Genomic DNA, 24,884 nt, shown 5'->3' with positions numbered 1-24,884 from the left:
CCGTGGACGGCATGAGTGTTGATACCTCGGAGACCGAGCCGAAACCGGGCCGTCCCCGACCCGCGCACCCCGTGCTCGACATCGCCGTACCCGTCCACAACGAGGAAAAGGACCTGGAGCCGTCGATCCGGCGACTGCACGCCCACCTGCTCAGCGAGCTGCCGTACAGCTTTCGGATCACCATCGCCGACAACGCCAGCACGGACGCGACCCAGGCCATCGGGACCCGCCTCGCCGAGGAGCTGCCGGCGGTCACTCTGATGCGGCTGGCCGAGAAGGGCCGTGGACGCGCGCTGCGGACGGTGTGGTCGTCCTCCGACGCCCAGGTGCTGGCCTACTGCGACGTCGATCTGTCCACCGACCTCGCCGCGCTGCTGCCGCTGGTCGCACCGCTGATCTCCGGGCACTCCGACCTCGCCATCGGCACCAGGCTCAGCCGGGGTTCGCGTGTGGTGCGCGGTGCGAAACGCGAGTTCATCTCCCGCGGCTACAACGTGCTGCTGCACCGCACGCTGGCCACCCGGTTCTCCGACGCGCAGTGCGGGTTCAAGGCCATCCGCGCCGACGTGGCCCGGCGCCTGCTGCCGCTGGTGGAGGACACCAGCTGGTTCTTCGACACCGAGATGCTGGTGCTCGCCGAGCGGTCGGACCTGCGCATCCACGAGGTGCCCGTCGACTGGATCGACGATCCCGACTCGCGGGTCGACATCGTCGCCACCGTCGTCGCCGACCTCAGGGGCATCGCCCGGCTGGGCCGGGCGCTCATGACAGGGCGACTCCCCGTGGCGCACCTGCGCCACCAACTCGGGCGCAGCGCGCTACGCGCCGACGCCGGCGCCGCGGGTGTCCCGCCCGGCCTGCCCGGTCAGCTCGCACGATTCGCGGTGATCGGCGCGGTCAGCACACTCAGCCACCTGGCTCTGTACGTACTGCTGCGCGGCACGCTCGGCCCCCTGGCGGCCAACCTCGTCGCGTTGCTCGTGACCGCCGTCGCCAACACCGCGGCCAACCGGCGCCTGACCTTCGGTGTGCGCGGCCGCGGGAGTGTCGCCGTCCACCAGTTCCAGGGGCTGGTGGTGTTCGGCCTCGGTTTGGCGCTCACCTCCGGCGCGCTCGCCGCGCTGGAGGCCTGGGCGCCCACCGCCGGACGGGGCGGCGTCGAGATCCTGGCGCTCGTCGCCGCCAACGCGACCGCCACCGTGCTGCGGTTCGTCGCGTTCCGCTCCTGGATCTTCCGCACCCGCCGCGCCGACGACGCACCCCCGGCACAGGAGACCTCCGCATGACCATCACGCAGACCATCCCACCCGCACCACCGGCCCCCTCGCCCGGCACCACCGGGCATCGACGCGGCCGGGGCGAGCTGGTCGCGCTGACCGTGCTGCTCGGCGGCACCGCCGTGCTGCACCTGTGGAACCTCGCCGCCGTCGGCTGGGCCAACACCTACTACGCCGCGGCCGTCCAGGCGATGGCACAGGACTGGACCGCGTTCTTCTTCGGCTCGCTCGATGTCGGGAACATCATCACCGTCGACAAGTCACCCGGCTCGCTGTGGGTGATGGCGCTCTCCGCGCGGGTCTTCGGGTTCTCCCCGTGGAGCATGCTCGTGCCGCAGGCCCTGATGGGGGTCGCGGCCGTGGCGCTGCTCCACGCCGCGGTCCGCCGGGTCAGCGGGCCGCAGGCGGCGCTCGTCGCCGGCGCCGTGCTCGCGTCGACCCCCGTGGCGACGATGATGTTCCGGTTCAACAATCCCGAAGCGCTGCTCGTGCTGCTCATGACCGCCGCCGCCTACGCGACGGTGCGTGCGATCGAGAAGGCGGGCACCCGCTGGCTGCTGCTCGCCGGAGTGCTGATGGGCCTGGCGTTCCTCACCAAGATGGCCCAGGCGTTCCTCGTGCTGCCCGGGTTCACGCTCGCCTACCTCTTCGCCGCGCCCACCGGGTCGTGGCGACGGATCCGCCAGCTCCTCGCGGCCGGCGTCGCGATCGTGGTGAGCGGCGGCTGGTGGTTCGCGGCCGTCGAACTGTGGCCGTCCGGCAGCCGTCCCTACATCGGAGGATCCACGAACAACAGCGCACTTGAGCTCGCGCTCGGCTACAACGGCCTCGGTCGCGTCTTCGGCGGAAGCGGCAACCCCACCGGCATGCGGAGCGCCCGAGGCGGGGGCTTCGGAGGCGGGACGGCGGGCTTCGGCGGACAGAGCGGCTGGCTGCGCATGTTCAACGAATCGACCGCCGGGCAGGCCGGCTGGCTGCTGCCCGCGGCTCTCGCGCTGCTCGTCACCGGGCTCTGGCTGACCCGTCACCGCCCCCGCACCGACCCCGTGCGCGCCGCGCTCATCATCTGGGGCGGCTGGACTCTCACCACCGGGCTGGTCTTCAGCCTGATGAGCGGGATCTTCCACGAGTACTACACCGTGGCGCTGGCACCCGGACTCGCCGCCCTCGTCGCGATCGGCGGCCACCGGCTGTGGCGACACCGGGGCTCCTGGCCGGGCCGGGTCACCCTCGCCGTGGTGGTGATCGGGACCGCGGCCTGGGGCTGGGTGCTCCTCGGCCGCGTGCCCGACTTCGTGCCATGGCTGCGGTGGATCGTCGTCGCGACCGCCGCCGTCGCCGTCGCCGCGATCCTGCTCGGCGCCGTCACCCGGCGTGCCGTGGCCACCACCGCGCTGGCCGTCTCGGTCAGCGCGCTCGCCGGGCCCATCGCGTACGCGCTGGACACCGCCGCGACACCGCACTCCGACACGGGGCTGGCCGGACCCCAGGCCAGCACTCCGAACCAAGCGGGCGGTCCGGGCCCGGCCGGCCAGACAGGGGACGAGCCGGCCACCACGGACGCCGATCTGGTCACACTGCTGCGATCCGCCGGCACCCGATGGTCGGCCGCGACAATCGGCGCACAGAACGGCGCCAAGCTCCAACTCGACAGCAACACCCCGATCATCTGCATCGGCGGGTTCGGCATGCACGACCCGGCACCCACACTCGAACAGTTCAAAGCACTGGTCGCCGCACGCCAAGTCCGCTACTACATCGAGGGAGGCGGCCCCCAGATCGGCGCCAAACATGGCGGCCCACCCGGCAACGGCGGCCCACCCGGCAACGGCGGCCCACCCGGCAACGGCGGCCCTCCCGGCAACGGCGGCCCTCCCGGCAATGGCGGCTCTCCCGGCAATGGCGGCCCTCCCGGAAACCGAGGCGAAAAGCCGACCAGCTTCGAAATCGCGAACTGGGTGGACACGAACTTCACCCAAACCACCCTCGGCGAATACACCCTCTACGACCTCACCTCACCGGCCAACCACTGACCTTCAAAGGGTGTTGTCGTGGAGTGTGCGACCGGTGCGGCGCTGGCACCGGACCTGGCAGGACGAAGGGACCGCGGCGTTGCGGGCGCCGTTCGGGCAGGTGCAGCGGGCTTCGGTGGTCCTGCCACTGGCCGAGGGAATGACGAACGCCGACACCTTCATCGGCTCCCTACGCCAACTCAACGAGTCCATCCCCGCCGGCACCAGCGTCCACCTGGTCATAGACAGCGGCTCATCCCACGTCGCGAAGAAGACGAAGGACTGGCTGGCCACCCGTCCCCGCTTCAACATCCACCACACCCAAACACGCCAGCTGGCTCAACCAAGTCGAGCTGTTCTTCACCCTGACCCGACGTCTACTACGCCGCGGCCAGTTCGCCTCCCGCGACGAACTGGCCGCGGCCACCCGCACCTTCGTCTTGGCCTACGACGAACACGACGCCAAGCCCTACCGCTGGACCTGCGACGGCAGCCCACTCAAAGCCGCATGAACCCCCGAAGGATCAACGCGGCGCTGCGCTAGTGCTGGAAGAGTACTTCCGGGTCGTTCGGCGAGGGGCCGTCCAGCAGCGGACTGTGGCTCCCCTTCAGCGTTTGGTCGAAGAACGCTTTCACGTACTCGCGGGTGATCACCACCCCGCGTTCCGGGGAGAGGGTCGGCGTCGGGAACCCGGCCTGCTCCAGAAGCACGGGCAGGTCGCTGAAGCTGAAGTGGTCGGCGCCGGCGACCGTCAGCCACTTCTTGTAGCCGCCGAGGGCGGCCCAGGTCTGCCCCCACGTGGTGTCGTGGCCGCCGACCGAGTGGTTGGCGGGAATACCCAACATGAGGAATGGCCGGTTGATCTGGCCGGGCATCGGGGCCGGGTCGAAGGAGCCGTCCATGTTCACTCCGGCCCGTACTCGCGGGTCGGCGATCATCGTGGCGGCGGCCGCCGCTCCGCCGAGGGAGTGTCCGGCCATGCCGATCTCGTGCTTGTCGATGAGGTGTGCCAGGCGCCACGCGGTATTGCCATGCTTCAACCGGTCGATCACGAACGACACGTCCAGCGCGCGGCTGGCGGTGACGGAGCCGAAGTCGAGCGCCGGGTCATCGCAGATCGCGCACGGCGGCGTCTGGCCGTTCGCCAGCGTCTCGCCGGTGTCCTCGTAGGTGTGGCCGACGAGCGCGACGACGTAGCCGTGACTGGCCAGGTCGGTCGCGAGTGAGGTGAGCGTCATGCGCGGGTCCTCGTATGCGGGTGAGAGGACCACCAGCGGATACTTGCCGCTCTTCGGCCGCGCGCCGTCGAAGGCGTGAGTGGTGACGCTGGAAAGGTTCTGTGGGGTGACGCCGGAGCTCGCCGGCAGCTTCCGGTGCTGGATGGATCCGGCTGCCTCGGCGAGGGTCATATACGGGGCCGGAGTCCCGGTCCCGGGGACGGCCGGGTAGACCATCGTGACGGTCAGTTGGCGGGGGCCGGATGACGGCACCCACGGGTCGGGACGGCTCGCGTCGGTGAGGTGGATGACGTCCTCGCCGGCGGCGTAGGGGCCGGTCGGCGCGGGGAGCGTGCCTTGGAAGGACCGCGAGGGCGCGGTGGCCGTGGCCGGTGCGGTGTCGAACGTGTGTGTGGCCACCCGTGTGGTCGTGGCGGCGAACCCGGTGCCGGTTCCGGTGGCGAGGGCGGCGAGCGCCAGCACCGCGACAGCGCTGATACGGCGATTGCGTTTCATGGGATGGACGCTAGGTTCCACAGCTCCCGTACCGAATCAGCCCATAGATGTAAAGTCGTTCGTAGCCCCCACGATGTACCGGAGTCATCCGCCGGGAGTATGTCGTGCGGCGCGGGGTTCCCTTCGCCGGCATCGTCGAGCGCCACCTTCGTCTTGGCCTACGACGAACACGACGCCAAGCCCTACCGCTGGACCTGCGACGGCAGCCCACTCAAAGCCGCATGAACCCCCGAAGGATCAACGCGGCGCTGCACCAGTGCGGCGGCTACAGCGCCGCGTACCGCTCCTTCGGCGGGCGCGGCCTTTCCCATGGCGGCGGCCATTTCCGCAAAGGGGGTCATGGCGACCTCGGGCAGTCCGCAGGCCGTGAACGTCGAGAACGCGGCCAGGCCCGATCTGCGATCACCCCCTCTTGCCGCTGGCGGACCCAGCAGCCCATCTGCCCAACCGCTTCGCCGTAGGGAATCTCACCCAGATCAACCCGTTCCAGCCCGCTCCCGCCAGCGCTCTTTACGCAGTAAGGTTTCGCCCGCCCGGGCTCGTCGTCGCCGGACGGCCCGATAGGCGGGCCATGGCCGGCCTTTCCACGTATCTGTGCAGCAGCCAGGCCGCTGCAAGGGAGCAGGGAATGCTCAGGAGTAGCGAGCACGCGGTCGCGCCCAGGATGCCGAGCGCTGCGTCCCATCCGAATACGAACCGGCACAGATACGTGATCACGACGTAGTGGATGATGTACAGCGCATAAGAGCGGTCGCCCAGGTAGACCATAACGGAATGATGCAGAAAAGAAGGGGCTTTGTGGAGTTCACGGCTTGCCGTCCCTGCCACGATCAGCAGCATCGGAAGCGCAAAGTAGGGCCCGAACGCGAAAACAGGGGGAAGGAAAGCGAGCATCGCCATCGCGGCCAGGGCGAGGCCGATGCCGTATCGCAGGGGCACTTGTGGCCAGATGCCCTCTTGGAGCATGCGTGCGGCCAGCATCCCGAGAACGAACTCCGGAAGTCTCATGAGAGGCAGTGTGTAGGCGAACCAGATTTGGTCGAGGGGAACAGGAACGTCGGGCACGGTACTGGAACCGTCGAACATGAGAGCCAGACATGGAACTGACAGGCAGACTGCCACGGCAGCCGCGCTGGCCGGCGCGAGATGGCGAGGCGGGATTCTGCGGATGCCCGGGAGAAGGAACGGGAAGAGCGCGTAGAAGAAGACTTCGCATGCCAGGGACCAGCTGGGTGGGTTGGCGACGAACGGGAGGTGGTCGCCCGCCGGGATCCAGGACTGCAGCAGGACGAGACCTGCTATTTGGCTGAAGACGTCAAAGCTTGCATCGCCGGGAGCGGCGAAAGTCGCTTGGCTCCCAAAAGTGGCGACGAGAAACACGGCCAGAATCCATGCCATGGAGTGGTTCGAGTATATCCGGACCATCCGACGTCGCCAGAACTGGGCCCTGGTATCCGACTCTCGAGCCGACCAAGTGAGGACGGTTCCGGAGAGTATGAAGAAGAGACTGACGGCTGCGGTGGCCAGAGGAAGCAGTGCGGCGGCGGCTTTTTGGGCGGCGACATTTGCATAATGAAGGGGGATGAACAACGCATGGGGTACGAGTACGAAGCCCGCTGCGACCGCACGCAGGCCGGTCAGGGAGTGGAGGCGCCGCGTGGAGCGGGTGGCCGGCTTGGTCATGGCGTGCCACCCGCCTTCCGTCCACCATCCAAGGGTTCCTCAGGCCACTGTGGCCGCCGACGGCCCACATCTCAAGCAAATATTGGCCGAACAACTACTTTCTGTAATTGATGCTAAACATACCGATCCGGCCAGAGAATGGGGACAACCGAAAGTGCGCCTCTGCCCTGCTGTCAACGGGGCTGATCTCCGAGCCGCTCACCCCTTCGGGCCGTCGACGCGCCCTTCGGTGACCGTTGGAGATCGGTGACGGACAGTCGAGATCGTCCAGCGCATGTGAATGTCCGAAGTCGCGTGCACGGGTGAGCTGGGTGGTTGCGGACGGTGCGGGTGCTGACCGCCAGCCGCTCGGCCGGTTCGGCGCCGGTCCACTCGCGGGGCGTCTGGAGCAGGCGCAGCAGCCGCGCCGAGGTTTCCAACATTCTTCGGAGTCCGCCGCCCGGGGTTCATTAGGAACGAACTCTGCCTAAATGGATCCTACGCTGATGACCATGACGAACGACAGCACGACCGCCCCGTTCCGGATCGGCATCCCCCAGGCCGACCTCGACGATCTCCAGCAGCGGCTGGCGCGGACCCGGTGGGCGGAGGAACTGCCCGCGGGCGAGTCGGCGCCGCCCGACCACCGTGCCCTCGGCCTGGCCGACTTCGCCTGGGACTTCCAGTCCATCCGGACGTTCGCCGTCGCCGCGCACGACGCCCCCGATCTGTTCGTCGGCGACATCCGGCAGCTCTTCGGCAAGGTTCGCTGATCCGCCGCCGGTTGTCGGCGGCCCCCTCAGACCCGTGTATTCACATGAAGGAAATCTCATGTATCTCGTCATCGGTGCCACGGCACACTTCGGACGTCAGGCGGTAGAGGAGCTGGTCACCGCGGGTGCCCCGGTGCGGGCGCTGACCCGTACTCCGGAGCGGGCCGGGCTCCCGCAGGAAGTCGACGTCGTCCGGGCCGATCTGACCAAGCCCGAGACATTGCCGGCGGCGTTGGCCGGCGTCCAGGCCGCCTTCCTGGTTCTGCAGTACGGGATGGATGTCGCTCCGCTGCTGGCGGCCGCGGGCCGGGCCGGGGTGCGTCGGATGGTGTTCCTGTCCTCGGGGGCGGTCGTCCCGGGCGCCGAGCGGCAGCCCGACGTGATCGCCCAGTACCACCGCGACGTCGAGCGGGCCGTCGAGGCGTCCGGAATCGAGTGGACGTTCCTGCGGCTGCTGTTCCCCGCCATCAACTCGTTGACGTTCGCGATGCAGCTCCAGGGCGGCGACGTCGTTCGCGCGCCGTACACCGAAGCGGCCTTCAGTGCCGTGCACGAGCGTGACGTCGCCGAGGTGGCCGCGCGGATCCTGATCGGCGGCGGGCACGCGGGGCGGGCGTACGACTTGACCGGCCCCGAGTCGCTCACCCAGACACAGCAGGTCCGCATCCTCGGCGAGACGCTGGGGCGCCCGCTCACCGTCGAGGACCTCGCCCCGGAGCCTGTGCTGGAGCAGATGAGCCGGTTCATGGACCCCGAGTTCCTGGCCGCGCTGTTCGCTCTCATGGCGCAGGCGGTCGGCAAGCCCGCGCCGGTCAACGACGTCATCGAGCAGATCACCGGGCACCCCGCGCGGACCTACGCCCGGTGGGCCGCGGATCACCGGGCCGACTTCGGCGGCTGATCAACGATGCTGGGACGGCATCCGCCGCCCCAGCCGTGTGGACGGAGAGGACGGCACGGTGGCACAGGTACTGGGGCGACGGGAGTTGGGGAGAGCCCTGCTGGCCCGTCAGTGGCTGCTGGAACGGGCCGACGCGACCGCTGAGGAGGCGGTCACCTGGCTGGTCGGCATGCAGGCGCAGGCGCCGTACGCGCCCTACTTCGGGCTCTGGAGCAGGTTGCGGAAGTTCGGTACCGCCGACCTGGCGGACGCGCTGACTGAGCGCCGCCTGGTGCGGGTCGCGCTGATGCGTAGCACCGTCCACCTGGTCACCACGGCGGACTACCGCTCGTTGCGGCCATGGGCGCAGCCCGCGCTCGACCGTGAGCTGGACATTGCATTCAGAACGGCCCTGACCGGTCTGGACCGTGTGGCCGTGGCGGAGTCGGGCCGGGCGCTGCTCGACGCACGGCACCTCACCCCCAAGGAACTCAGGGCGGCGCTGCACGAGCGGTGGCCCGATCACGAGCCCCGCGCGCTCGCCACCGTGGTGCGCAACCTCGTGCCGCTGGTCCAGGTGCCGCCACGCGCCGTCTGGGGCGTCGGCGGCACCACCCGGTACGCGACGGCGGCCGGCTGGACCGGAGCCGAGCCCGCCTCCGCCGCCGACTCCGAACACATAGTGCTGCGCTACCTCGCCGCGTTCGGCCCGGCCTCGGTCGCCGACGTGCAGACATGGGCCGGCCGAACCCGGCTGCGTCCCGTCCTGGAGAGGCTACGGCCGCAACTGGCGGTCTTCCGCGACGAGCACGGGGTGGAGCTGTTCGACCTGCCGAATGCGCCACGCCCCGGCGCCGACGCCCACGCGCCGGTCCGCTTCCTGCCCGAATACGACAACCTGCTGGCCTCCCACGCCGACCGCGCCCGCGTGATCTCGGGGGAGGCCCGCAAGCGAGTCATGACACGCAACGGAATGCGCGCCACCTTCCTGGTGGACGGGCAGGTGACGGGCGCCTGGAAGCTCCACCCGGGCAAGGCGTCAGCGACTCTGGAGATCGACCCGTTCCGGCCGCTGACCGCCACCGAGCGCGCCGAGGTCGAGACCGAAGGCGCCCGGCTGCTGGAGTTCGCCGCGCCCGGCGCCGTCCACGACCTCCGCAGCGGCAGGGCCACGCTCGTCGGCTTTGACGAGGCGGTCGCCGGCGAGAAAAGCGATCGGCAGTGAGCAGGCCCTGCTCATGTGTGCCATCCACAGACGCCCGCGCCATCGGCGACACCCTCGTCAGCCGCGGCGTCCGCCTGTCCGTCGGCGGCACGATCCATGACCCCGCCGATCCGATGGGCGAGATGTTCTTCAACCTCCTGGCCACCCTCGCCAAGTTCGAAGCCGACCTGATGGAATCCTTCTCCGTGGGCCGCGCCACGGTCTACCGGGTCCTGGAACGCGCTCAAACCGCAACGCCGGAAACGACCTCATGACCGACCAACCGTGGCCCCTGCCGTGGCCCTTATGCCCATGTCGAGGACGGGTTGTTCAGAAGGCCATCACTAGTGCCGTGAACGGGACGGTTCACCGTGATCGGAAGGCGGCTTGTGGGAGGAGCGCACGCGTAGCGGCTGGTATTACTGGGGCATGCCGGAAGAGACCGCACGCTCCGCGATCGACACGTTCATCTCCGCCTTCAACGCCTCGGACGACAGCCATGTGACTGCCCTGCTCTCCCAGGCCCTGACCTCAGACGTGGTCTTCTGGGGGCCGTTGGGTCGCAGCGAAGGAATCGGGGCGGTCGAGCGGTTCGTGTTGGACATCCGACGCCACCCGGCGGGGACCGGCACGATGGTGCGCTGCTCAGCGGTGGACATGCCTGACGAATGGGCCCGTTACCAGTGGGTCTTCGCCACGCCTGATGGAGGCCTCCGCCTGGCGGGAACGGATGTCGTCCATCTGCGACGGAGCCTCATCGACCAGGTCATCGTCTTCGCGGGGGAGATCAAGCCCCTCGCCTCCTGAGTCGTCCTTCTGCCGCTGTCCTTCCCCCTGAACCTGGCCAGTTGTTCCGAGAGCGGGCGGAGCAGCTCGTCCAGGACGGCACGCTTGCCCTCGTAGGTGCGCGACCACGCGGTCCGTCCAATGATCGTCCAGCGGACGTCGTCCGCCAGCGCGTCGACGAACGGCCGCCCGTTCCCCTTCGCGGTCCCCTGCAGAAACGCCTTGTTGTCAGCCTCGGACACCTGGCATGCCTCCTGGCGGGAACCACGATCCGGCGACCGCTTCGCGATCACCGTGGTTCGGGTGGCATGAGGATGGTCATCACGTGATCAGGCCGGGTCGTCGAAGGGGCGGCGGGCGAGGCCGCCGTCGCACCACAGGTCGTACTGGAACGTCTCCGGCTTCGCCATCAGCGCTCGGGTCCGCCGCGCCCAGGTCCCGGTCACCGGCTCGTCCAACTCGTCCGCCCGCCGCAACAACGACATGAGGTGCTCGCGCGTCCTGAGGTTGTACTCGGAGCGCACGGCGTCGCCGGAGATGACGTAGAGCGCCCCGAGGAAGAAGCCCCGCTTGGGACACTCCGGATCGGCCACCAGGCCCGGCAGCTCACCAGAGACGTCCTCGCCGAGGAGCATGAGATCGAAGTCCTGCGTCGGAGCGTAGGCGTCCGGGTCGTAAGCCCACCGGACGACCTCCTCGGCCGTGGGGTTGTAGGGATCGGCGAAACCCGATGTCGAACGCAACGCGATACTCCCGGACGAGCTGATACAGGCCGGCTCTCGGCCACGATGATCTTAAGGCCCGGCCCACAGGCCAGGGCCCGGTGAGGCTGTCACCAGGGCACTGGGCCGGCGTCGTCGAAGAAGCCGCCGGTCGGGCCGTCGTCGGGCAGGGTCGCGAGGTGGATCGCGATCGCCGCGCCCTGGTTGGGGGTGCGGACGCCCTGGAAGCCGTTGAGGTCGGTGGCGGTGAAGCCGGGACAGCCGGAGTTGATCAGGATGTCGGTGTCGCCCAGTTCCTTGGCGTATTGGACGGTGACGGCGTTGAGGAAGGTCTTGGACGCCAAGTACGCAACGGGAACCGGGCCCATGTCGACGCCGGGCGTGGTCTGCAGGGTGAGCGAGCCGACGCTGCTGGACATGTTCACGATCCGCGGCGATGCCGAGCCGCGCAGCATGGGCAGCATCGCGTTGGTGACGCGGACGACCCCGATCACGTTGGTCTCCACGACGTCTCGCACGGTCGCGGGATCGACCGTGGTGGGCGTCTGCGGCATGCCACCGGTGATCGCGGCGTTGTTGACCAGGACGTCGAGCCCTCCGACGCGGCCGGCGATCAGCTCGGCCGCGGCGGCCACACTCGCGTCGTCCGCCACGTCCAGCGGAACGCCGAACGCGTCGGTCCCGGCCGCGCGCAGCTTCTCCACCGCGGTGTCGCGGCGCCGTTGATCCCGCGCGCCCACGCCGACTCGCCAGCCGAGGGCGCCCAGGCCCGCGGCGATCTCGTATCCGATTCCCTTGTTCGCACCGGTCACCAGCGCGATCGTCTGTTCGCTCATGTCATCGATCGTGGTGCGAGCTCGGGTGGGACGTCCAGGACCGACTGGGTGGGCGTCGATACCGCACGGATATCGGTCGTGGTGAGCGCCGGATACGATGACGCGGTGGAGACGCGGGAGTTGCGATACTTCGTCGCCGTCGCGGAGGAGTTGCACTTCGGGCGGGCGGCGCAACGGCTCTCCATGGCGCAGCCACCGCTGTCGCGGGCGATCCAGCAGCTCGAGCGGCGGCTCGGCGTGGTTCTGCTGCACCGCACCGCTCGTGCGATCTCCTTGACCGAGGCCGGGTCGGTGCTTCTGAGGGAGGCCCGGGCCGCACTCGACGCGGTCGAAGCCGCCGAGCGCCGCACCCGCCGCGCAGCCGCCGAACGACCCGGCGTGGTGCTGGCCACGAAGGCCGGAGCGTCCAGCGAACTGGTGTCGAAGCTGCTGGACGCCTACGCCGCCGAGCCCGGCGCGGTCGCCGTCGAGGTGATGCTGTGCGGGCCCGGCGAGCAGGTGGGGCTGCTGCGCGACGGGCGCGCCGACGTCGCTCTGCTCCAGCGTCCCTTCGACCCGACGGCCGGACTCGACACCGAGGACCTGCACACCGAACAGCAGGTCGTGGTCCTGCCCGCGGGGCACCCCTTGGCCGACCGACCCCACATGTCGATAGCCGAGGTCACCACCCTGACGGACCTGCCCCTGCCGCGCTGGCCTCGACCGGGCGGTGGCTATCGGGACGGACCTGGACCGCAGGTGCGCGACCACACCCAGCTGTTCCAGCTGATCGCGCTCGGACGGGCCTGCGCGGTCGTGCCCGAGTCCCTCCGGGCCCACCTGCGCGACGATCACGCGACGGTGCCGGTGCCGGACGCGCCGACTGTCACGACCGTCATCGCCTGGCCGCCGCACAGCAGGTCCAAAGCCGTCGCCGACCTGGTCCGCACCGCGACACGCCTCTAGCCAACGGCAGGAGCGGGTGGCCGGTGGTACTCGAAGACGGCCGGGCGAAGCGGGGCCGACGTGGGGGTGCTCAGAGGTAGTCGCGCCAGAACGGCACGGTGGCCCGGAGCGCCCAGCCGTCGGGGTGCTCAGGGCGGGGTTCTTCGAACTCCTGGCTGATGTAGTCGAGCAGGTCGGCGCCGTAGTAGATGATGTCGCTGCCCCAGATCGACAGGACCGGGTGGCCGAAGGTGCCGTGGCCTGCGGGCAAGAACCTGTGCCCATAGACGGGAATCATCTTCGGCACCCCGGCCAGCTGCGATCGTGCCAGGTCGAGGGCCGCTTCGCCGGAATCGGGCCGCTCGCCCCACGCGGGGTGCCAGTGCCCCTGCCGGACGTCCTGGAGCAGGAAGTCGATCGGCCAGTCGAGGTGTCGGCGGAGTTCGTCGGGAGCGCCGTTGCGCCAGTCCGGCCATGGCCTCTCCCACGCGTAGGTGGTGCCCGGCTCCTCTTCCCGCGGCTCGTGGACGGGCAGTCCGGCGGCGAGGAACGCGCGGTGGTCGTCGGCGAACTCGAATCCGTACTCGCGCTCGATGCGAGCGAACTCCGCTTCGGTCAGGCCTGGCTCGATCACGCAGCGGCCAAGGTGGACCAGGCGCTGCGCGGCCTGTCGCCCGAGCTGAGCCCCTCCGTCACTGATCACGTTCGAACCGTACCGCGGTTGATCCGGGCCGAGGACGGGCGACCGCTGGGCCCGGCCACCCCCGGCGTCAACGGGTCTCAAGCATCGAGTACGGCGGCGACGGCCTCGATCTCGACGAGCTGGTCCTCGTAACCGAGCACGGTGACGCCCATCAGGGTGCTGGGGACGTCGTGATCGCCGAACGCCTCCCTGACCACTTTCCAGGCGGCCCCCAGGTCCGCCTGCCGGGTCGACACGACGAGGACCCTCGTACTGATGACGTCCTGGAGTGACGCGCCGGCGGCGGTGAGAGCGGTCTGCATGTTCTCGATGGCCTTCGCCGCCTGGCCCGGGTAGTCCCCGATCGCCGCCGTGGAGCCGTCATCGTTCAGCGGGCACGCCCCGGCGAGGAAGATCAGGCGTGACTCGGCGGGCGCCGTGGCCGCGTAGGCGTACTGCGCGACGTCGGAGAGGGAGTCGGAGCGGATCAAAGTGATGGCACGAGCCACGGTCGGTGGGTCCTTTCACGGGCGGACATGGAACATGGACCAGGACATCCTGCCAACGCCATGATCGTTCTCGCCTCCCCTTTTTTCGCCGACCCACCACGCGATGACTGCAGGCGGGGCCCGGCCCCGTGAGGCGTGGATGGACGCGCCCGGTCGAGTGCGAAGGCTCCCGCGAGACGGTCAAGCGACACCGCGCGGGCAAATGGGCACCCATGAGACATGACTGTATGGTCAAGGCCGGTGGCCAGGAGTAACGCCGACATGTCAGGATTAGGTGGTACGCCACCAGCGTCTCGCACCTCAGGGAGCAAGCGATGGATCTCACGGTCACCATTGAGTGACCGTCGCCAGATCGGACTTGGCGCCCGACCCTCACGACAATGACCGGCGTCGCGCGAGTTCACGTCAACCATCGCGGCTCCATCGTGGAGGTCTTCGTTCTCAGTGCCCGCCAATCCGCGTGGCCGAAGCGTCAAGGTTCGATTCGCGAAGTCGACATGTCGGGAGGCGACGCGAAGGCCGGGACCAGGCAGCACACGTGAGGCGTACCGCGCTCTTCGCGGTCGCAGCGATGAAGGAGGACGCATGACCACGGCCAGGGACATCATGAATCCCGGTGCTCACTGGATCACCAAGAGCGACACACTCCAGCACGCGGCCCAGCTGATGCGCCGGCTGAACGTGGGCGCGCTGCCCGTCGGCGACGAGACGCACAACGAGCGGATGTGCGGGATCATCACCGACCGGGACATCGTCACGAAATGTGTCGCGGAGGGGCGCGACGCGGCCGAGTGCACGGCGTCCGAAGTCATCGAGGGCACCCCGCGCTGGATCGGCGCGGACGCCGACATCACGGAGGTGCTCCACGAGATGGAGAACCACCGCATCCGCCGACTCCCCGTCATCGAGGACAAACGGATGGTCGGCATGATCAGCGAGGCGGATCTCGCCCAGAACCTTTCGGACCACCAGCTCGCCGAGTTCGCCGGGCACATCTACTCGTCGAGCCGATGAACCGCTGAGCCGAATCCGCCGCCAGGCGAATTCCACCAAGGCAGGACCATCCCGCCGAAAGAACAAATGAGCCCCGGCCGATAAACGGCCGGGGCTGCTCTCCGGCCAGGGCATTGGCCGGATGAAATCGGTGGTGATGGCGGGCAGGGCGGCCGGAAGCAGCGCGTCGCGTTCGCCCGCGCCCTCGCCATGGAACCGGAGGTCATCCCGTTCGACGACCCGGTGAGACGCCGACGAGCTTGGTGAGGAAGCGGTCGACCTGGTCCTCGAACGGCGGCCAGGGGAAGTCCGGCTGGTTGACGCGCATGGAGATGACGCCGTGGACGGCGGCCCTCAGGTCCAGGGAGACCACCGCCGCGTCATCGTCGGACGGGGCGACACCGGCGTCCATGCACCGCTGGACGGCGGCGGTCGTGCGCTCGGCCAGCTCCGCCTTGAACGCCATGGACGCACGCCGGTTGAGCGTGCTCTCGTGCATCACCTTGTAGAGGCCGGGGTGCTCCTGGACCCACCGGCCCAGCAGCAGGACCCGGGCCCGGAGCCTGCCGACGGGGTCGGTCTGGGCCTGCTCCGCCCCGTCGACGGCCCGCATGAGGTCGTGGTGGGCGCGTTCGAGCGTCGCGAGGACGAGTTCGTCGCGGTCGGCGAAGTGGATGTAGACCGAGGTCGCCGCGATGCGGAGCTCGCGGGCGACCGCGCGCAGGGACAGGGCCTGGTCGTCGCCCAGCTCGTCCAGCAGGCGCAGGGTCGCCGCGACGATGTCCTCTTTCAGCCGCGAGCCCTGGCCGCGCGGGTTGCGTCCCCGGGGCGCGGAGGTCGTGTCCATGGTTCGCCATTGTAAGGGCGCGCCCGTTGCCCTACAGTCGTAGCGCTACAGCCGTTAACCTAGAAGGGACCGGCGATGGGCCTCCAGACCCTGGACTCGGTGTTCACCGAGATGCACGACGCCACCGACCGCCTGCTGTCGGACGGGATCCCCGAACTGTCCGCACGCGAGAAGGCGCTGCTCCGCCTGGTCGCCGACGTCTGCCAGCAGACCCTCGGACCAACGTTCGAGGAGCATGTGCGGACGGCCTACGAGAACGGCCTCTCCCCCGACGACCTGCGGGAGCTCCTCCGCTTCATCTCCTACGACAGCGGCTACCCGGCGGCGGCGACGGCGCTCGGACGGCTCGTCGCGATCGAGCGGGACCTCGGCGTGAGCCCGACGGGCGCGGGTCACGCGGTGAACGCCGACGGCACGGGAAGTCCGCTCCCCGCGGCGATGCTCCAGAGCGTCCGCGACCTGAACGAGGGCTTCGCCGACTACATGTCACTCCAGTCGCGCATGCGCGCCGACATGCGGATGCTCAGCGTGCGCGAACGCGCGTTCGCCACGATGACCGTCGACGTCCTGTACCAGACCCTGAACGAGAGCTTCCGCGCCCACGTGACCCGCGCCCTCGGCGCCGGGGCCACCCCGCAGGACGTCCGGGCGGTGGTCCGCTTCTCCGCCCTCTTCGGCATGACGAAGGCATGGCGGGCCCTCATCGTCCTCGAAGAGCTCCTCGCGGACCTCGAACCCGCCAACCCCTGACCGCGCGCCGCCGATCTGCTAGGTCAGCGCCGTCTGCAGGACGACGGCGACGAGGTGGGCGGCGGCGTCGGGGCGGCCTTGGGCGCGGGCTCGGTGTGCCATGTCGGCGCGGCGGGACGGGTCGCCGAGCAATGGGCCGATCGCGTCGGCGAGCTGGCGGGGTGTCACTTCGCCGACGAGCGCGACCGCCGCCCCGGCCCGCTCGAGGTGCTGCGCGTTGTGCGCCTGCTCGCCACCCGCCGAGCTGGCCAGCGGGATCAGCACGGACGCCTTCCCCAGAGCGGTGAGCTCCGCGATGGTGCCCGCGCCGCTGCGAGAGATCACCACGTCGGCGAGTGCGAGCACGTCCGGGAGCTCGGGGCCGACGTAACCCGCCAGGCGGTACCGGCCGGCGAGCGCGGGCGGCAGGTTCGCGGTGGCCTGCCGAAGCCCGTCCTCGTTGGCCGGACCGCACTGGTGCACCACGTTGGCGTACTCCAGAAGCCACGGCAGGACGTCCAGGACGAGCGTGTTGATCTGCTGCGAGCCCTGCGCCCCGCCCGTCACATAGATCGTGGGGTACCGGCGGTCCACCCCGAGCGCCGCCGCGCCCTTCTCGGCGTGCCCCGCCAGGACCTCCGGCCGGACGGGGTTGCCGGTCACCACGGCGGTTTCGCGGGCCGATCCGGGGAGCAGCGGAAGCGTCGACTCCGACGACACCGCCATCCGCGTCACGACGCGGGCGAGCGCGCGGTTCGTCAGCCCCAGCCGGACGGTCTGCTCGTGCACGACGAGCCGCCGCCTGCGCATCCACGCCGCCAGCCCGACCGGCACGGCCACGTAGCCGCCCGTGGCGAGGACGACGTCGGGCCGGAACCGTCCCACGACCGACCACGCCTGCACCACGCCCAGCGGCACCCGGAACATGTCCCGGATGTTCCTCGCCGACAGCATGCGCAGCGGGTTGGCGCTCCGGCGGATCTTCCCGGTCGCCACCGCGGCGAACTCGATGCCGTCCCCGGCGGCGACGCGGGCCTCCAGGCTGTCGGCCTGGCCGACCCACAACACCTCGGCGGGCGGGGCTCCGACGGCCCTCAACCCGGCCTGGAGTGTGCGGACGGCGGTCAGCGCGGGATAGGTGTGCCCGCCGGTCCCGCCACCCGTCACGATCACGCGCATCGGTCGGTCGAGCTGCCGGAGCGCGTTCACGACGTCCGGATTGGTGATCACCACGATTGCCGGTCTCCCCCTGTGCCTCGAGCGCGTGACGCTAGCAGACCCCGGCGCGAGGCGAGACCGGCGAGCTCACGACCCCGGCCGTCGCGATGTCCTCGGACGGGACCGGGCCGCGGGCCGGTCAGTCGCACATGCGCATGGTGCGCCAGTTCTTGAACGAGGTGAGGCACTCGTCGGCGAGGTCGGAGAGGTTGCGTGGGCAGGACCAGAGCGCGAACCACTCGGCGGACGGGGCCTTGGGCCCGAAGAGGGCGGTGACGGCGGACAGGCGGTCGCGGTGCTGGGTGGTGGACCACGGATGGGGCGTGTCGCCGTGCGGACAGTCCGTTTCGCCGGGCGTGAGGTCGATGGTGGCGATCGCGGCCTCCATCGCGGGCAGGTAGGGGTCGACGAGACCGTCGTACCAGGCCGAGACGCAGAGAGCGAGGGAGAGCAGGAGACCCAGGCGGTCCTCCGGGGTGTCGGCCGTGCCGGAGACGATCCGGTGGGCGGCCCACAGCCCGGCGGCGGGGGACGCGTCGGGGTTCTGCCACTTGGCGTGCGCGGTGCGGGCGAGGAGGGGGACGTCGACGCGTCCGTCCGGGGCGACGTACCGCTCGTCCAGGCCGTCGGTGATCCCCTCGCCGCGCATCTTCCGCAGCCTGTCCGACAGGGCCTCGACGGCTTCGGTGGCGAGCGCGGCGAGTGCCTTCGGGCAGCGCCACGCCTCCAGGGGAAGCTCGTGCTCGTCGGGGTCGTAGAGGCGGCGGCCCTTCTCGGTGAGGAGCTGGGCCCCGACGCTCACGGCCGACCCCAGGTCCCAGCTCGCGCTGTCGACATGCGGGTGGCCGCCGTCGCAGGCGTCGGGGTCGAGCGTCGCCAGCGCCGCGCCCAACGCCGCCGCCATGTCCTGGAGGACTTCGGACGCGCCGATCCGTCCTGAGGCCGCGTACCAGGCCGTGGCGTTCAGGATGATGACGAGCCCGTCACGCTCCGGCCCGCCCGGACCCGCGGCGAGCCGGTCGGCGCACCCCTGGAGCGTCACCCGCGGATCGTCCATCGGGTAGTCGGACACGATCCCGCACAGCGACTCGGCCAGCTCCTCGGCCTCGTCCTCGCTCAGCTCCACAACACTCATGCCGGAAACCTACCGAGATCCACCCACATCTCGATCAGGACCACCCGCGCCGCCGGGGATCTCGTGCCGCCGGAGATCAGGCGGCGATGACGGCGGTCGTGGTCCGGCCGCCGTCCACGTCCAGGACGATGCCGTGGACGAACGCGGACTCCTCACCGGCCAGGTAGACGGCGGCGCGGGCGATGGACCTCGGTTCGCCCATCCGGCCCGCGGGGGTGCCGTTCATCATGGGGGCGGCCCTGCGGGCGGCGTCCGCGGCCGGGTCCATGACCACGCCCGGGGAGATCGCGTTCACCCGGACGCCCCGCGGGCCGAACTCGGCGGCCCAGGCCCGGGTCAGGGTCTCCATCGCGCCCTTGGTGGAGCTGTAGAGCGCGCCGACGGGGATTCCCAGGCGGGCGACCCACGAGCCCAGGTTGATGACCGCTCCGCCTCCCGCCTCGGCCATGGCCGGGGCGATCGCGGCGGTCAGGAAGAACGGGGCCTTCACGTTGACGGCGTAGACGCGGTCGAAGGTCTTCTCGTCGGTGGCGACGGTGCTGTCACCGGGGAAGACGCCCGCGTTGTTGACCAGGATGTCGATCCCGCCGCCCAGGACGGCCGTCGCCTCGCGGGCGAGGGCGTTCGAGGCCTCGGCGGTTCCGTCCAGATCCGCCTGGACGAAGTCGGCGCGTCCACCTCGGGCGCGGATGCCGTCCACGACTTCCGCGCCGCGACCGGCGTCGCGTCCGGAGACGACCACGTGCGCGCCCTCGGCGGCGAACTCCTCCGCGACGGCGCGTCCGATGTTGCTGGTCGAGCCGGTCACCAGCGCGCGCCTACCCTCGAGCCGTCCACTCATCTCGATCCCCTTCGGTACCGCCCGCACCGGGATCGGCGCGGGCACATGCCACTATGCGAAGGGGAAAATGGACTGGCAAGTCCAAACTTGGGGCTACGCGGCGGCGCTGCGGCGGAGGTCCTCGATGCTCTGGTCGAGCGCGGCGCGCAGGTGGGCCGCCTGGCCGGTCGCCTGGAGGATCGCGACGCCGCCCTGGATGGAGGTCAGCAGCGCGGCGGCCCGCCGGTCGACGTCGACGTCGGCGGGCAGATGACCGGCGGCCTGCATGGACCGGATGCCGACGGCGAGGCTCTCCTGCCACTGCCCCAGCATCTCCACGACGATGGCGCGCGCACCGGGGGTGGCACGTCCGACGTGCAGGAACAGCGAGCCGAGCGGGCAGCGGTCGCCCTGCTTCTCGTAGCGTTCGACCACGAGGTCACGCCACTTCCGCCACGCCTCCCACGAGTCGAGCCGGCCGAGGTAGGGCTTCTGGTCCTCCAGGACCTGGTCGGCCTCGTGCTGCGCGATCGCGAGGAGCAGTTCGTCCTTCCCCTTGGGGAAGTAGTGGAACAGCTGGCTCTTGCTGGCCCTGGTGTGCGCCATGACGTCGTCCAGCGTGACCGCCGCGACGCCGGTCTCCCGGACCACCTCGGCGGCCCCCACGATGATCCGGTTCCGGGTGGCCGTCCCCTTCGCCGTCAGCTTCTTCTCCACGGCACCTCATTCTCTGGACTGGACGGTCCACCTTAGGTCCCCTCCCCCGGCGAAGCCGAACGAGGGCCCGGCGCCCGCGTGGGACCTGTGGCGGCGCATCGCGTCCAAGGACCCGGCGTTCGGCCGTCCGGACGTGTTCGGGTCGCCCATCCCCGAGACCAAGTGGGAGTCGGCGACCGTCACCACGCTGGACGAGCGCATCCCCCGGTACATCCAGAAGATCTGCAAGCGCGACCCGTTCAGCGGACGCGTCGTCACCGGCGGCATCGTCACCGTCCGCGACTCCGCCTGGCTGCTGAGCTGGACGGTCAACCGCCAGCCGCACTTCAAGCAGCAGCCCGAGGGGCAGATCGTCGCGTGGCTGTACTCGCTGTTCGTGGACGTTCCCGGCGACTACGTGAAGAAGCCGATGCAGGAGTGCACGGGCGAGGAGATCGTGCAGGAGTGGCTCTACCACCTCGGCGTCCCGGAGGAGGAGTTCCCCGGGCTGGCCGCGACCGGGGCCAAGGCGGTGCCGGTGATGATGCCGTACGTTCGTCGCCGGGCTCGCCGCCTCGGGCGTCCTGCATGCGGCGCTCGACGGCATCGACCTGGTGTGGCGGGGCGGCGTCTGGCCCTGGGCCGTGCTCGTCCTGGAGCTGGGGATCTTCGCCTTCCCCCTGCGCCGCGGACGCGCGCCTGAGGAGGAGACCCCTCAGGGTGGCCGGTTGTGGTGGACGCTCGGCCCGGCGCTCCTCCTGTGGGGTCTGTACACGGGCAGCTCGTCGCATGGGCAGGCCAGCGCGGACGGCGCGATCTGGGCGGCCGTGGTGGTGGCGACGGGAGCCGTCCTGTCGGTCGCGGTGGTCGAGCGGCCCGCGTTCTGGACGCGCCACCCGGCGGTGCCGGGGGTCGTGCTCGTCCTGTCGGCGCTCGGTTTCGCCTTCGGGCGCGCGACGGTGGACGGCGTCCACGGCGCCCCCCACCTGGACGCTGATCGCACAGGTCGCCGGGCAGCTCGCGCTCGCCGGATGCCTCGGCTGGGCGGCTGCGGCGCGCCCGTCCGGCTCGAGCGCGGGGCGCGGACTGGCCACCGCGACCGGGTTCCTGGTCTTCGTGGTGCTGTTCTCGCGTACTACTCGGCCTACGACCTCGGCATGCCGAACCGGTGGGTGCCGGTGGTGGCCTCGGTCGTCGTCGCGGCGGTCTCGTTCAGCCGCGCCGAGCGCCGTCCCGAGGCGGGACGGCAGTGGGGCGTGCTCGCCGCCGCGCTGGCTTCCGCCCTGGTGGTGACACTGACCACGAGCTGGCCGGGAACGCCGTCCTGGAGGCCCGCCGGCGGGGGCGGGCTCCGCGTCGCCGCCTACAACCTGCGCATGGGCTTCGGCATGAACGGGACGATGACCGTCGACCGGCAGGCCGCGGCGCTGCGCCCACGCCGGACCTGACCGCCCAGGACGCCGATAAACGGGACGTCCCGTCCTCCGACCACCTCCCCGTCGCGGTCACCCTGCGCCCGTAGCCACCGCTGTTTGCCGACTCTTACCGTTCGCCAGAGAGATGATCTCGGATACAGATGGTCACTCAGGGTAGCGATATAGGTGCGAAACGCGACATTCAAGTTGCCGGAGGACACCGTGAGTGCGAACAGGAAGAACAACAAGCCGTCGGTCCGCCCGAACAAGAAGCCGCGCAACGGTAAGAAGCGGCACGGCGCCAAACAGGTGGAGCAGGCCCGCCGGGGGACCTACGACATCAAGCTCGCCGAACGGTTCGAGACGTTCGACCGCAACAACGACGGCGTGATCTCCCGGAAGGACCTGGAGTTCATGGCCGACGGCATCCTGAGGGCCGTCGCGCAGAACCCCGGATCGGAGAAGGGACGGGCGCTGCACGAGGCCGCCCGCCGCTACTTCGAGGGCCTGGCGCGCAGCGTCGACGCCGACCCCGAGGGCGCGATCGGCCGGGCCGAGTTCCTCGCCGCCGCGCAGGACTCCCTCCACTCGGGCATGCGCGGCTTCGACGACGCGCTGCGCCCGTGGGCCGAGGCGGTCATCGCCGTCGCCGACCACGACGACGACGGCCGGGTGTCGGTGGACGCCTGGACGCAGGTCCTGACCGCGATGGGCGCGAACCAGCGGCAGGCGACGGCGTCCGCGCGTGGCCTCGACACCGACCGCGACGGGCACATCAGCACCCAGGAGCTGCTGGCCGAGGCCCGCCGGTTCTACGTCTCCGACGAGCCGGTGGAGGTGTTCTCGGCTCGATGACCGGCCCTTGGGAGCCTCCCCGGCCGCTGCCGGCCGGGGAGGCGCTCGGCGATCGGGGGGACGCGGGCCCGCATCCGCTCGACGTGATCACCCGGTGGGTGCGGGACTACCTGTGCCGTCCGCATCCCGAGCTGGGACGGTCCGGCGCGGTGTGCCCGTACACGCGGCAAGCCTTGGAGGGCGGGAGGCTGCTGGGCGCGGTATGGCCGACGCGTCCGGACGGGCCGGAGCAGGTGGCGCGGGTGATGCGCCGGTACCTCTCCTGGTTCGTGGCCCGGCAGGACGGCGCGGACGATCCGCACCGGGCGCTGCTCGTGGCCTTCCCCGGCGTGGACGAGCCCGACTGGGGGACGATCATCGAAGGCGCGCAGCGGCGGTTGAAGCCGTCGTTCGTGCGGCACGGGCTGATGGTCGGCGAGTTCCATCCCGGCCCGCCCGCAGCCCAGGGCATCCGCAACCCCGGGTTCCGGCCGCTGCGCAGCCCGCTGCCGATCCTGGCCGTCCGCCCGATGGTGCGGTCCGACCTGCCCTTCCTCGACCAGGCCCCGTGGTCGCTCGACGCCTGGACGGCCCGGTTCGGGTGAGGCGGGTCAGGTCTCGGCGAAGGCGCGCGTGAACGCCTCCGCCTGGTCGGTCGCGTGATGTACGGCGTTGACGAACGGCATGCGCACACCGGACGAGACGCCCAGCAGCCAGATCCGCTCACTGCGGCCGTCCACGCGAAGACGCAGGTCGGCGTCCAGTTCCGGAGGCGCGCCCGCAACGGGCGACGCGTCGTGGGCCTTGGGCAGGGTCAGGACGCCGCTCCGCACGCGCAGCGGCCTGCCGGTGAAGCCGGTCGCGCAGACAACGCCGTCGAAGTGCTCGGACCGGCCGTCCGGCCACTGCACCCGCCAGAAGGGGGACGGACCGTCCAGGCGTCGAGGTGTCCCCGCGCGCACCTTCACCTGTCCGGTGTCGAGCAGCCCCAGCAGGCGTTCGGCGTTGCAGAGCGGAAACGAGCCGAGGTAGCGCGTCAGCGGCTCGCACGCCCTCAGGACCCGGCGGCGCGCGTCCTGGTCCCGGCGGACGAGGATCGGGTTGGCGAGATCGACCAGTTCGACCAGGACGTCCTGCCAGCCGACCTGTCCCCGGCGCGCGAGTTCGACCTCGGAGCGGAGCCGTTCGAGCGTCCCGATGGACGCGTCGGCACAGGTCGGCGCGGTGCCGAGCGTCCGGGTGACGAGGTCCAGGATCCGCCGGGTCAGGCGCGGGTCGGCGGGGTCGAGGGCGTGCACCTCGGCCGGATCGATCCGCGCGGCTCCCCGGACGGTTCGGGTGCGCACGGCGGGCAGCGCGCCGGACGGCGAGGCCAGCGTGACCCGATGACCGTGGCGCGTCAGCAGGAGCGCGGCGTCGATGGCGGACAGCCTCGTCCCCAGTACGAGAACCCGGCCGGACGGCCGCACCGACTCCAGCATCCGCTCCTCGGGAAAGGGGCTGGTCACGATGCCCGGACGGTCGCGCAGACCGTCCGGGACGCGCGGCGGTCCCCACCCCAGGCACACCAGGACGTCGCTGGCGGTCAGGCCCGATCCGTCGTCCAGGACGACGCGATACCCCTCGCCCGGCCCCAGGGGCCGGACGGCCAGCGCGCGCCGCGACACCCTTCGATGCGACATCCCCGGACGTCCCGCCCAGGTTTCGTAGACCTCGCGCAGGTACCGGGCGAACTCCCGGCGCGGCGCGAACTCCTCGCGTCCGGCGGGCACGCCGCGTGCGCGCAACGACTCGTGGAAGTCGGCGGGCAGGCCAGGGAGCAGGGACATCAGGTCCACCGAGGTGTTGCACAACAGTGCCGCGTCGCCGACCCCGAAGGCCGGACCCGCTCCGGCGGCCAGCGGGTCGACGATGTCGACCTGGACGTCCACCCCGGCACGCGCGAGAGCGGCGAACGCCGCCGTTCCCGCGACTCCCCCGCCGATGATCACCACACGTCGCCGCACCACGTCCGTCCCCTGAGCCGGAGAGATCGTCACCCACCGTGTTTCTATCAACACACTCCCAGAACGCCGGCCCCAGGGCGTCCGGCGGCGAAATCCAGCGCGCCGAGCGGGAGCCGCCGATCACCTTTGGATACCCCATGGGGTATCAGGTACGGTGGGCCTGGTCAGATACCCCATGGGGTATGTCCGG

General features: G+C 70.5%; 25 protein-coding genes and 2 pseudogenes. 14 read left to right on the top strand and 13 right to left on the bottom strand.

All coding sequences use genetic code 11. The features are described from left to right. The first annotated feature begins 11 nt into the window (after nucleotides 1-11). A complete protein-coding gene (locus P696_RS0100345; RefSeq protein ID WP_026410793.1) occupies nucleotides 12-1,286 on the top strand; it encodes a bifunctional glycosyltransferase family 2/GtrA family protein in 1,275 nt (424 codons plus the stop codon). Beyond that, nucleotides 1,283-3,310, top strand: coding sequence for a glycosyltransferase family 39 protein (locus P696_RS42185; RefSeq protein WP_051466458.1), 2,028 nt, complete (start codon nucleotides 1,283-1,285; stop codon nucleotides 3,308-3,310). The genes P696_RS0100345 and P696_RS42185 overlap by 4 nt, the downstream gene beginning before the upstream one ends. A gap of 519 nt (nucleotides 3,311-3,829) precedes the next feature. Here the strand turns inward: P696_RS42185 and P696_RS0100330 are convergent. From P696_RS0100330 to P696_RS55500, 3 genes and pseudogenes are all read right to left on the bottom strand, one after another. After that, nucleotides 3,830-5,023 carry an alpha/beta hydrolase family protein gene (locus tag P696_RS0100330; RefSeq protein ID WP_026410791.1) on the bottom strand — a complete coding sequence of 398 codons (1,194 nt, stop codon included), beginning with the start codon at nucleotides 5,021-5,023 and terminating at the stop codon, nucleotides 3,830-3,832. Between the two features lie 510 nt (nucleotides 5,024-5,533). Next, nucleotides 5,534-6,706 (bottom strand): acyltransferase family protein, encoded by a 1,173-nt coding sequence (locus P696_RS0100325; RefSeq protein ID WP_084336587.1) that lies wholly within the window; start codon nucleotides 6,704-6,706, stop codon nucleotides 5,534-5,536. Between the two features lie 317 nt (nucleotides 6,707-7,023). Then, nucleotides 7,024-7,128 (bottom strand): annotated as a pseudogene (locus tag P696_RS55500) (DNA-binding transcriptional regulator); the annotation flags it as partial. Nucleotides 7,129-7,191: 63 nt separating this feature from the next. Here P696_RS55500 and P696_RS58995 point away from each other — a divergent pair. The 5 genes and pseudogenes from P696_RS58995 to P696_RS0100300 all read left to right on the top strand — a co-directional run. After that, a pseudogene (locus P696_RS58995) lies at nucleotides 7,192-7,312 on the top strand (epoxide hydrolase N-terminal domain-containing protein); the annotation flags it as partial. A gap of 204 nt (nucleotides 7,313-7,516) precedes the next feature. Continuing rightward, nucleotides 7,517-8,359 carry an NAD(P)H-binding protein gene (locus P696_RS0100315; RefSeq protein ID WP_026410788.1) on the top strand — a complete coding sequence of 281 codons (843 nt, stop codon included), beginning with the start codon at nucleotides 7,517-7,519 and terminating at the stop codon, nucleotides 8,357-8,359. A gap of 58 nt (nucleotides 8,360-8,417) precedes the next feature. Beyond that, the gene (locus tag P696_RS0100310) at nucleotides 8,418-9,563 is read left to right on the top strand and encodes a winged helix DNA-binding domain-containing protein (protein WP_245627452.1); all 1,146 of its coding nucleotides are present in this window, start codon (nucleotides 8,418-8,420) and stop codon (nucleotides 9,561-9,563) included. A gap of 17 nt (nucleotides 9,564-9,580) precedes the next feature. Then, entirely contained in the window at nucleotides 9,581-9,817 is a 237-nt protein-coding gene (locus P696_RS0100305; protein ID WP_026410786.1) for a recombinase family protein, read from the top strand. A gap of 154 nt (nucleotides 9,818-9,971) precedes the next feature. Continuing rightward, nucleotides 9,972-10,349 carry a hypothetical protein gene (locus tag P696_RS0100300; RefSeq protein WP_026410785.1) on the top strand — a complete coding sequence of 126 codons (378 nt, stop codon included), beginning with the start codon at nucleotides 9,972-9,974 and terminating at the stop codon, nucleotides 10,347-10,349. 308 nt (nucleotides 10,350-10,657) lie between these two features. Here the strand turns inward: P696_RS0100300 and P696_RS0100295 are convergent, their stop codons facing one another. Both P696_RS0100295 and P696_RS0100290 read right to left on the bottom strand, forming a co-directional pair. Then, complete coding sequence (locus P696_RS0100295; protein WP_051466456.1) at nucleotides 10,658-11,071, bottom strand: hypothetical protein; 414 nt, start codon at nucleotides 11,069-11,071, stop codon at nucleotides 10,658-10,660. A gap of 89 nt (nucleotides 11,072-11,160) precedes the next feature. Further along, nucleotides 11,161-11,886 (bottom strand): SDR family NAD(P)-dependent oxidoreductase, encoded by a 726-nt coding sequence (locus P696_RS0100290; protein WP_026410783.1) that lies wholly within the window; start codon nucleotides 11,884-11,886, stop codon nucleotides 11,161-11,163. Nucleotides 11,887-11,991: 105 nt separating this feature from the next. Here P696_RS0100290 and P696_RS0100285 point away from each other — a divergent pair, with 105 nt between their 5' ends. Further along, nucleotides 11,992-12,831 (top strand): LysR family transcriptional regulator, encoded by an 840-nt coding sequence (locus P696_RS0100285; RefSeq protein WP_026410782.1) that lies wholly within the window; start codon nucleotides 11,992-11,994, stop codon nucleotides 12,829-12,831. A 70-nt stretch (nucleotides 12,832-12,901) separates the two neighbouring features. On the opposite strand, the gene P696_RS0100280 is transcribed toward P696_RS0100285, so the two are convergent. Further along, complete coding sequence (locus P696_RS0100280; protein ID WP_026410781.1) at nucleotides 12,902-13,513, bottom strand: hypothetical protein; 612 nt, start codon at nucleotides 13,511-13,513, stop codon at nucleotides 12,902-12,904. 77 nt (nucleotides 13,514-13,590) lie between these two features. Beyond that, nucleotides 13,591-14,001, bottom strand: a complete 411-nt coding sequence (locus tag P696_RS0100275; RefSeq protein ID WP_026410780.1) for a RidA family protein — start codon at nucleotides 13,999-14,001, stop codon at nucleotides 13,591-13,593. A 585-nt stretch (nucleotides 14,002-14,586) separates the two neighbouring features. Between P696_RS0100275 and P696_RS0100270 the strand changes: the two genes are divergently transcribed. Further along, nucleotides 14,587-15,015: a CBS domain-containing protein gene (locus P696_RS0100270; protein ID WP_026410779.1), complete on the top strand. Its 429-nt coding sequence runs from the start codon at nucleotides 14,587-14,589 to the stop codon at nucleotides 15,013-15,015. A gap of 202 nt (nucleotides 15,016-15,217) precedes the next feature. Here P696_RS0100270 and P696_RS0100265 read toward each other — a convergent pair whose 3' ends face one another. Then, complete coding sequence (locus tag P696_RS0100265) at nucleotides 15,218-15,841, bottom strand: TetR/AcrR family transcriptional regulator (protein ID WP_026410778.1); 624 nt, start codon at nucleotides 15,839-15,841, stop codon at nucleotides 15,218-15,220. 75 nt (nucleotides 15,842-15,916) lie between these two features. Between P696_RS0100265 and P696_RS0100260 the strand changes: the two genes are divergently transcribed. Then, nucleotides 15,917-16,591 (top strand): carboxymuconolactone decarboxylase family protein, encoded by a 675-nt coding sequence (locus P696_RS0100260; RefSeq protein WP_026410777.1) that lies wholly within the window; start codon nucleotides 15,917-15,919, stop codon nucleotides 16,589-16,591. Nucleotides 16,592-16,609: 18 nt separating this feature from the next. On the opposite strand, the gene P696_RS0100255 is transcribed toward P696_RS0100260, so the two are convergent. The 4 genes from P696_RS0100255 to P696_RS0100240 all read right to left on the bottom strand — a co-directional run bounded on the left by P696_RS0100255 (nucleotide 16,610) and on the right by P696_RS0100240 (nucleotide 20,460). After that, nucleotides 16,610-17,749 (bottom strand): UDP-N-acetylglucosamine--N-acetylmuramyl-(pentapeptide) pyrophosphoryl-undecaprenol N-acetylglucosamine transferase, encoded by a 1,140-nt coding sequence (locus P696_RS0100255; protein ID WP_026410776.1) that lies wholly within the window; start codon nucleotides 17,747-17,749, stop codon nucleotides 16,610-16,612. 178 nt (nucleotides 17,750-17,927) lie between these two features. After that, nucleotides 17,928-18,923 carry a hypothetical protein gene (locus P696_RS42180; RefSeq protein WP_157429438.1) on the bottom strand — a complete coding sequence of 332 codons (996 nt, stop codon included), beginning with the start codon at nucleotides 18,921-18,923 and terminating at the stop codon, nucleotides 17,928-17,930. A gap of 76 nt (nucleotides 18,924-18,999) precedes the next feature. Further along, the gene (locus tag P696_RS0100245) at nucleotides 19,000-19,764 is read right to left on the bottom strand and encodes an SDR family NAD(P)-dependent oxidoreductase (protein ID WP_026410774.1); all 765 of its coding nucleotides are present in this window, start codon (nucleotides 19,762-19,764) and stop codon (nucleotides 19,000-19,002) included. Nucleotides 19,765-19,857: 93 nt separating this feature from the next. Next, the gene (locus P696_RS0100240; protein ID WP_026410773.1) at nucleotides 19,858-20,460 is read right to left on the bottom strand and encodes a TetR/AcrR family transcriptional regulator; all 603 of its coding nucleotides are present in this window, start codon (nucleotides 20,458-20,460) and stop codon (nucleotides 19,858-19,860) included. On the opposite strand from P696_RS0100240, the gene P696_RS51880 reads away from it, so the two are divergent. The 4 genes from P696_RS51880 (at nucleotide 20,426) to P696_RS42170 (ending at nucleotide 23,293) form a co-directional block, all read left to right on the top strand. Further along, nucleotides 20,426-21,142, top strand: coding sequence for an oleate hydratase (locus P696_RS51880; protein WP_245627451.1), 717 nt, complete (start codon nucleotides 20,426-20,428; stop codon nucleotides 21,140-21,142). The genes P696_RS0100240 and P696_RS51880 overlap by 35 nt on opposite strands. After that, nucleotides 21,054-21,887, top strand: coding sequence for an endonuclease/exonuclease/phosphatase family protein (locus P696_RS42175; RefSeq protein ID WP_084336581.1), 834 nt, complete (start codon nucleotides 21,054-21,056; stop codon nucleotides 21,885-21,887). The genes P696_RS51880 and P696_RS42175 overlap by 89 nt, the downstream gene beginning before the upstream one ends. A gap of 189 nt (nucleotides 21,888-22,076) precedes the next feature. Next, entirely contained in the window at nucleotides 22,077-22,709 is a 633-nt protein-coding gene (locus P696_RS0100225; protein WP_026410771.1) for an EF-hand domain-containing protein, read from the top strand. Then, entirely contained in the window at nucleotides 22,706-23,293 is a 588-nt protein-coding gene (locus P696_RS42170) for a DUF6875 domain-containing protein (RefSeq protein WP_034482661.1), read from the top strand. The genes P696_RS0100225 and P696_RS42170 overlap by 4 nt, the downstream gene beginning before the upstream one ends. Nucleotides 23,294-23,299: 6 nt before the next feature. Here P696_RS42170 and P696_RS0100215 read toward each other — a convergent pair whose 3' ends face one another. Further along, nucleotides 23,300-24,727, bottom strand: a complete 1,428-nt coding sequence (locus P696_RS0100215; RefSeq protein WP_170026273.1) for an FAD/NAD(P)-binding protein — start codon at nucleotides 24,725-24,727, stop codon at nucleotides 23,300-23,302. Nucleotides 24,728-24,884: the final 157 nt, after the last annotated feature.

The sequence above is a fragment of the Actinomadura oligospora ATCC 43269 genome (assembly GCF_000518265.1).
Taxonomy (GTDB): domain Bacteria; phylum Actinomycetota; class Actinomycetes; order Streptosporangiales; family Streptosporangiaceae; genus Spirillospora; species Spirillospora oligospora.
This window is presented reverse-complemented; position numbering and strand designations above follow the sequence as displayed.